The organism is Azospirillum formosense, from assembly GCF_013340925.1.
Classification (GTDB): domain Bacteria; phylum Pseudomonadota; class Alphaproteobacteria; order Azospirillales; family Azospirillaceae; genus Azospirillum; species Azospirillum formosense.
The window spans coordinates 1-7,262 of the sequence record NZ_WHOR01000280.1 but is presented as its reverse complement, the minus strand read 5'-3'; the positions used below and the strand labels follow the sequence as shown (position 1 = coordinate 7,262).

8 protein-coding genes are annotated in these 7,262 nt (G+C 68.8%); 1 reads left to right on the top strand and 7 read right to left on the bottom strand.

Features of this window, described 5'->3' with window-relative positions; all coding sequences use genetic code 11:
* The 7 genes from tssF to GBZ26_RS24840 form a co-directional block, all read right to left on the bottom strand.
* Entirely contained in the window at positions 1-1,797 is a 1,797-nt protein-coding gene (gene tssF / locus GBZ26_RS24870; RefSeq protein WP_174441138.1) for a type VI secretion system baseplate subunit TssF, read from the bottom strand.
* A 14-nt stretch (positions 1,798-1,811) separates the two neighbouring features.
* Positions 1,812-2,270, bottom strand: coding sequence for a type VI secretion system baseplate subunit TssE (gene tssE / locus GBZ26_RS24865; RefSeq protein WP_174441137.1), 459 nt, complete (start codon positions 2,268-2,270; stop codon positions 1,812-1,814).
* A gap of 141 nt (positions 2,271-2,411) precedes the next feature.
* Positions 2,412-2,927 (bottom strand): Hcp family type VI secretion system effector, encoded by a 516-nt coding sequence (locus GBZ26_RS24860; RefSeq protein ID WP_109071735.1) that lies wholly within the window; start codon positions 2,925-2,927, stop codon positions 2,412-2,414.
* A gap of 38 nt (positions 2,928-2,965) precedes the next feature.
* Positions 2,966-4,435, bottom strand: coding sequence for a type VI secretion system contractile sheath large subunit (gene tssC / locus GBZ26_RS24855; RefSeq protein WP_174441136.1), 1,470 nt, complete (start codon positions 4,433-4,435; stop codon positions 2,966-2,968).
* 49 nt (positions 4,436-4,484) lie between these two features.
* Complete coding sequence (tssB, locus tag GBZ26_RS24850) at positions 4,485-5,021, bottom strand: type VI secretion system contractile sheath small subunit (RefSeq protein WP_014198564.1); 537 nt, start codon at positions 5,019-5,021, stop codon at positions 4,485-4,487.
* A 168-nt stretch (positions 5,022-5,189) separates the two neighbouring features.
* The gene (locus GBZ26_RS24845) at positions 5,190-5,753 is read right to left on the bottom strand and encodes a hypothetical protein (RefSeq protein WP_211104950.1); all 564 of its coding nucleotides are present in this window, start codon (positions 5,751-5,753) and stop codon (positions 5,190-5,192) included.
* A 200-nt stretch (positions 5,754-5,953) separates the two neighbouring features.
* Complete coding sequence (locus tag GBZ26_RS24840) at positions 5,954-6,268, bottom strand: hypothetical protein (RefSeq protein ID WP_174441135.1); 315 nt, start codon at positions 6,266-6,268, stop codon at positions 5,954-5,956.
* A gap of 168 nt (positions 6,269-6,436) precedes the next feature.
* Here GBZ26_RS24840 and GBZ26_RS24835 point away from each other — a divergent pair, with 168 nt between their 5' ends.
* Positions 6,437-7,189, top strand: coding sequence for a hypothetical protein (locus tag GBZ26_RS24835; protein ID WP_174441134.1), 753 nt, complete (start codon positions 6,437-6,439; stop codon positions 7,187-7,189).
* Positions 7,190-7,262 lie beyond the last annotated feature (73 nt).

The following is a 7,262-nucleotide window of genomic DNA, read 5'->3' as shown; positions in this document are numbered from 1 at the left end:
TCACAGGACCGGCTGGCTGCCGGCAAGGCGCGACCATGCCTTCCACACCCCTTCCCGTTGCACCGAGCGCAGCCGAAGCTGGGCGAAGGCGTTGACGTTGACGTAGAGGCCGAGGAAGCGGCTGAGCACGCCGCCGAAGACCAGCGGGCTGGCGCCGACGAAGTTCCGCTCGTCCAGGGCCACCGTCACCTCCAGCCCGCGCACGAAGCCGCGCCAGGCGTCCTGTCCCATGCGGTGGAGCACCGGGCGGGAGGACAGGCCCTGCACGCCGCGGATCTGGTGCTGGGCGGACGGATCGTCGGGCGCGTGCAGCAGCAGGATCGATTGCAGGGCGCGCAGCCCCTCGGCGTCGCCGGTCAGGCTGAGATGGTTGACCGACAGGTGCGAGATCAGCTTCCAGGCCGAGGAACCGCCCGCCGGGGCGGGGCGGCCGGGCGTCGGCTTGTGCAGGCAGCGGATGGTGGCGATGGGGGCGGATTCCTCGATCATCAGCGCGGCCCCCGCCGGGACCTGCTCCGCCAGCGCGCGGTTGGTGCAGAGCGTGCGCACGAGGAGCGTCTCGTCGGCCGGATCGGTCGGCGTCAGGTCGAGGTGATGCAGGCTGAGATGCAGGTCGGTGCCCGGCACGTCCTCCCGCTGGGTCGGCTCGCGGGCGGCCAGCCAGAAGCCGCGCGGCTCCGTCTCCGCCTCGGCGTGCTGGTGCGAGAAGAGGGGGACGTAGCGGTGGTGCATGCCGTCGCCGTCGCGCAGGCCGCTGACCTCCAGGATCGAATGGACCTCGGTCGTGCGCTCGCGCAGGGCATCGGGGACGACGCGGTAGGCGGTGCGCCGGTGGTTCAGCCGGATCGGCTCCGCCGTGCGGTTGAACAGGTTGACGATGGGCGTGCAGCCGAGGACGAAGCTGTCCTTGCGCAGGGTCAGCCGGTTGGGCAGCGGGCGCGACACGGCGATCAGGATGTCCACGACCTCGCCCGACAGCCGCCCGCGGGGAAGCGGCAGGTCGTAGAAGTCGAACTTTTGCGGAAACTCGAAGTATTCCTGCAGCAGGCCGTAGGCCGGCTGGGCGTGCTTGGGATGGGGCAGCACCGTCTCATCCGGGCCGAAGCCGACGGGAGCGATCAGGTTCTCGCCGCGCAGCCGCACCGGCGGCTTGCCGGGCTGGAGGTAGGCGATCTCGACCACGCCGCACAGGAACAGCTCGTGCAGGGCAGAGGTGAGGATCGTCTCGCCGTCGATGAACAGCCGCAGCTTGTCGATCGGCAGATTCTCGAAGGACTGGTTGCGCGTCTCCAGCCGCAGCCGCAGCACCGACGCGGTGGCGGCGCCGTCGAGGAAGTCGTAGCGGTCCGCCGGCTCCACCGCGGCGTCGGTCACGGCGACCGGCCACAGCGTCACGTCGTAGGCGGTGCGGAAGCGGCAGCGGATGTTGTCCTCGGCCACGGCGTGCAAGGGGGTGCCGCGCGGCACGCGGAAGCCGCCGGTCAGCCGCCCCTCGCCGGGCGTCGGCTCCATCCGCGCGATGCCCATGGCCGGGATCGGCGCAATCATCTGCGGGTGCAGGATGCCGAGCAGTGCTTCGGAAAAGCGCGGAAACTCGCGCTCCAGATTGAGTTGCAGTCGGCCGGACAGGAAGGCGAAGGACTCGATCAGCCGCTCCACGTTCGGGTCGGCGGCCTGATCCGGTCCCAGCGCCAGCCGGCGCGCGATCTTGGGATAGCTGCGCGCGAAGGCTTCGCCCGCCCGGCGGACGTAGAGAAGCTCGCGTTCGTAATGGTCGAGGAGGTCCTCGCGCCGCATCCTGGTGCGTCCTTTCAGCCGGATTCGGCTTGGCCGCGCAGGCCCACGTCGAACTCCAGCCGTTCGGTGATGGTGCCCGCCACGACCTCGCCGGAGATGCTGGTGACCATGGTGCCGCGCCCGGTTCCGGCGCTGACGGTCACCCGCGGGCGCTTCAGCCGCGGCTCGAAATCGATGATGGCCTGTCGCACCATCCGCTCCACCAAACGGCGGTCGGCGTCGGAGGCGGCGTCGAGATGCGTGATGTCGGAAATCCCATAGTCCAGCGCCGTTCCGCCGAGGTCGGGGCGGCGGGTGCCGGTGCTGCGGCTGTCGAGGATGCGCGCCACCTCGCGCCGGATCGACGCCTTGAGGTCGGGCATGGAGAGCACCGTGGCGGACGGCTCGTCGCCCGTCGGGTGGTCCGGTTCGAAGTCGATCAGCCGTTCGAACAGCAGCGACCGTCCGCCGGTCATCGTCTTGGGCTGGGTCATCGCCGTGTCCGTTGGGGCTTCAGTTCCTTCTCCCCTCCGGGGAGAAGGTCAGGATAAGGGGGGCGCGTCGCGGAGCGTTCGGCAGAAGCGCAACCCCCTCACCCTTCCCTCTCCCCAGAGGGGAGAGGGCTATTTAAAGCCTCAGCTGTCGGACACAGTGCCCTTCAACAGGTTGAACTTCACGCCGCCACCGCCTTCGTGCTTCTGCTCCTCGGTGTAGCGCTTGTAGGTCCAGTAGATCTCGGTGGCGTTGATCTCGATGGTCTCGGTCGTGTCGCCCTCGTTGACGCTCAGGCTGTGCTTGGCGATCAGCGGGTTCGTCAGCTCGATCGTCAGGAACTCGCCCCACTGGTGGGTGTCGCCGATCGGCTTCAGGCAATGGATGGTCCACTGCTTCTTCGCCGTGTCGGAGTTGGCCGAGCGCAGCAGCAGCGAGATCAACTTGGGCGAGGCCCGGTCCCACTTGCGCTCAAGCGTGATGTTCTCGACCTTCGGGGTGTGGACCGTGCGGCGGGCGTTGGTCGACACTTCCATTTCGACGGTCATGTCCTGCGACAGGGATTCGCACAGGATCATGTCCTTGAACACCACGCCCCCGGCGATCTCCACCGCGGACTCCCCCTGGACGTTGGGGATATCGAGAATGATCATAGACATGCGGATTTACTCCGGACGATGCGTTCGGGGGGAGGGGATCAGGCTTCCGGCGCCGGCAGTTCGGCGACCATGCGGATGGAGGCCGACAGCTCTTCGAGCTGGAAATGCGGACGCAGGAAGATGTTGGCGCGGTAGACGCCCGGACGGCCCGGCACGTCGTAGACGTCGATGCGGGCCTCGCGCAGCGGGAAACGGGCCTTCGTGCCCTGCGACGCCTCGTCGTCCAGAAGGACGTAGTTGGCGATCCAGGTGTTCAGGTGGTCCGTGATGTTGTTGCGCGTCAGGAAGGCGCCGATCTTGTCGCGCAGCATCACCTTCAGGTAATGGGCGAAGCGCGACGACACCAGCATGTACGGCAGCATCGCGGAGATGCGGGCGTTCGCGTTGGCCTCGTCGGTGTTGTAGACCTTCGGCTTGTTCGTGGTCTGGCCGCTGAAGAACGCCGCGTAATCCGTGTTCTTGCAGTGGACCAGCGAGATGAAGCCGAGGTCGTTCAGCTCCTTCTCACGGCGATCGGTGATCGCGATCTCCGTCGGGCACTTCAGGGCGACGTCGCCCTCGTCGGTCTTGAAGGTGTGGCTGGGCAGACCCTCGACCTTGCCGCCGCCTTCCACGCCGCGGATGGCCGCGGTCCAGCCGTGCTTGGCGAAGCTGTCGGTGATGCGCGCGGCCAGCGCCCAGGAGGCGTTGCCCCACAGGTACTTGGAATGATCGCGCCCGTCGGTGTCCTCGACGAAGTTCATGCCTTCGACCGGAACGGTGTTCGGGCCGTAGGGCAGGCGCATCAGGACGTGCGGCATGGTCAGCGAGACGTAGCGGGAATCCTCCGACGCGCGGAAGGACCGCCACTTCACCATCTCGGCCGTCTCGAAGATCTTCGACAGGTCGCGCGGGGCGCCCAGCTCGCCGAAGTTCTCCATGTCGAACATCGCCGGCGACACGGCGCTGATGAACGGCGCGTGGGCGGCGGCGGCGAGGTTCGACATCTTCTCCAGCAGGGAGATGTCCTGCGGGTGGCGGCCGAACTCGTAGTCGCCGACCAGCATGCTGTAGGGCGTGCCGCCCAGCGTGCCGTATTCGGCCTCGTAGACCATCTTGAACATGGCGCTCTGGTCGAACTCGACCGCGCTGTCCAGGTCCTTCTGCAGGTCCTTGCGCGAGACGTTGAGGACGCGCAGCTTCAGCGTCGTCGAGGTCTCGGTGTTCATGACGAGGTAGTTCAGGCCGCGCCACGTCCCTTCCAGCTTCTGGAAGTCGGGGTGGTGCATGACCTCGTTCAGCTGGTCGCTGATCAGCTCGTCGATCTGCGCGATGCGCTGGTTGATCGCCTCGACCACGTCGATGGCGGAGGCGTCGCCGGTCTCGGCGAGGACCTGGTCGACGAATTCGGTCAGAAGGTCGCGGGCGTAGGGCCGCTGGCCCTCTTCGCGCGCCATCTTGCCTTCGACCATCATGCGGTCGAGCAGGGACAGACTGGCGGCGCTCTCAACGGACGTTTCCGTGCTCACCTGTTCGCTCCGTGAAGGGGGTTCTGATTGGGCTTGACGGGACGGGGAATCAGGCGGGCTCGCCCGCAGGCTCGCCGGCCGGGGCACCGGCCACCGGGCCGAGGAGCTTCTTCAGCTCGTCCTGCTGTTCGGTGCTGGTGATGACGTCGTTCAGCAGGCCGTTCAGCTCGTCGTTGCCGTCCAGCTTGGCCAGCAGGTCCGACAGCTTCTGGCGGGCTTCGAACAGGCGGCTCAGCGTCGGCACCTGCTTCAGCACCTCCACCGGCTGGAAATCGTCCATGTGGCGCATGTTCAGCAGGATGTTCAGCTTGCCGCCGTCCTCCTGCAGCTTGTTGTCCACCTGGAAGGCGAGGCGCGGGCCGACGGAGGCCATCACGTCGTTGAAGTTGTCGCGGTCGATCTCGACGAACTTGCGCTCCTTCAGCTTGGGAAGGGGCTTCTCCGGCTTGCCGCTGAGGTCGGCCAGGATGCCGACCAGGAAGGGCAGCTCCTTCATCTCCTGGGCGCCGCCGGTGTGGACCTCGTAGGTGAGCTTCACCCGCGGCGGGCGGACGCGCTCCAACTTCTTCTGACTGCTCTCGCTCATATCTGACGACCTCATAGGGTTGTGCGCGTCGCGCGCCGGCTGTCGAGCTTCGCCATCATTCGAAAGGCACCCCCGCGGAGGCCAGCCGAGATGGACCCCAATTGGACGACATCGCCCCGGAACACCTCCGTTTCGGAGGGAATGTCCGGCGTACGAAGCATCGCCCGCTCAGCTTCGAAGGTGCTGCAAGAGAAAGTTGCGGGCCTCCAATAGTTGACTCATCCGCTCGGCGCTGGAGAGCAGGCCGGTGTCGGGATGGAAGATCGGGGCCAGCGTGCGGAAGCGGCTGTTGACCGTCTGCGTGTCCAGCCCCCATTCGTGGGTGAATCCCAGGACGTAGGTGGCTTGCCAGGGCTTGCGGATCGGCTGGCGCAACGGCCGGAAGGCCAGCGTCTCCAGCGCCGCCGTCAGCTGCTCCAGCCGCAGGCGGCAGCGGCTCATCTCGCTTTCCACGGCGTTCAGCTCGCCCGCGGTGATGAGGTGCGCGCCGTCGTCGTTGCCGATGGTGGCGGCGACCCAGGCGGCCTTGCGCACGGTTGCCGCATCCAGCGGCGTGTCGTGGCGCACCCGCAGCTTCGGCACCACCCGCACGCGGCGGGTACCGCCGTTCTTCAGCGTCACGGTGCGGTGGGAGACGTCCACCGGCTCGGGGCTGCCGGGATCGGGCAGATGGGTCAGCGCCTCCGGCCCGACCAGCGTCAGGCAGGAGCGGATCAGGGCGGGCACCGTCATGCCGCGCGCCGCCGCCGCGGAATCCACGGCGGCGTATAGGGCATGCTGACAGGGTGCGGTGATGGTGGGCAAAGGGCCTCCGAGTACGCACGGCGGTATTGCCCCGCAAGGTGTGCGATGGCGGGCCGCCGCGGAACGCCTTGTTGGTCCACTCCCGGAGTCACGCCGCCGGAACTGCGTCCGTTGCGGAGCGAAGGCGGTCAGTCGTCCTTGCCGCCGCGCAATTCCTCCAGCACGGCGCGGATGCCGGTTTCCAGCGCCCGGGCGCGGCGGCGCTGCCGCTCCTCGCGCCGCGCGGCCTCCTGCGCCTCGCCGCGCAGACGGTCCACCTCCTCGACCAGCGAGGGGGCGACGGTGCCGCGGTCGGTGTAGAACAGCCCGACCTGGATGACCTCGTAGAGGGAGGTGCCGGCGGGCATCAGCCGTTCCAGCGCGGAGAGGGCGGCCAGCCGCTCGCCGGGGGAGTCGCTGCGCAGCCGGGCGAGGATCGCCTGCAGGCGGGCATCCCGGTTCATGATGGCCGGTTCATGATGGAGCGCGCCCTTTCTGGTTGGCCGGTCTGGTTGGTCGGGGGAGTATCGCAGGGGCCGGGGAGCGGCAAAAGCAGATCAGACCAAGTTGGGCCAATCTGAACGGGATGCCCCCGCGGAAAGCCGCTATAGCCGGACCTTGGGAGGCTGGCCATGCTCTACGGTTTCGGGCGTCTGGCGCTTGTGTTGTGGCTGTGCGCCGTGGGCGGGCAGGCGTTCACCCTGTTCGCCTTTCACAACGCGGTGGCAGAGGCGCACACGGCGGAAATCGCCGCGCGCGCGTCGGCGTTGGCCAGCCGCGTGGCGGCCAGCGCGGCGGAGCGCGCGGCCATCGGCTTTCCGCTCGCCGACCAGAACGATCTGCAAAGGCTGATCGAGGTCGCCTCGACCGGCGGCGGGGGCGTGCGGCTCTATGTGGTGGACCCGCGCGGGACCGTGCTGTTCGCCACCGCCCAGGCGGCGGGGACGCCGGTGCCGGCTTCCTGGATGGGCGCCGCCGCGGGGCTGCCGGCGGAGCCGTGGGACCTCGCGGACCGTGACGGCGTGCTGGTCGGCGTGCCGGTGGCCGACGCCCTGGGCAAGCCCGCCGGCGCCGTGCTGGGCCTCGCCCCGCAGCAGGATGCGCGGGTGGAGGTTCTGGCCGCGCTGCGCGAGACGGCGACGGTCACCGCCGTCTTCCTGGCCGCCATCGGGATTCTCGCCGTTCTGGGCACGCGGCTTCTGCTGTCCGGCGTTTGCCGGTCCGTTCTGGAGCGGACGGCCTTCTACGCCGCCGAGGCGCGGCAGCTCCAGACCGACGCGCCCGCCGCCGTGGCGGGTGGCGATCCGGCGCTGTCCGCCGTCCTGGCCGGGCTGCGCGCGGCGGAGACCGAGGCCGCCCGCATCGACGGGGGGGGGCGTCGCTGACACGCCCCGGGACGCCGTCCCCCGCGCGCGGCGGGCTGCGGCGGTTTATCCCGCTGTCGGCGGGGGGGGGGGG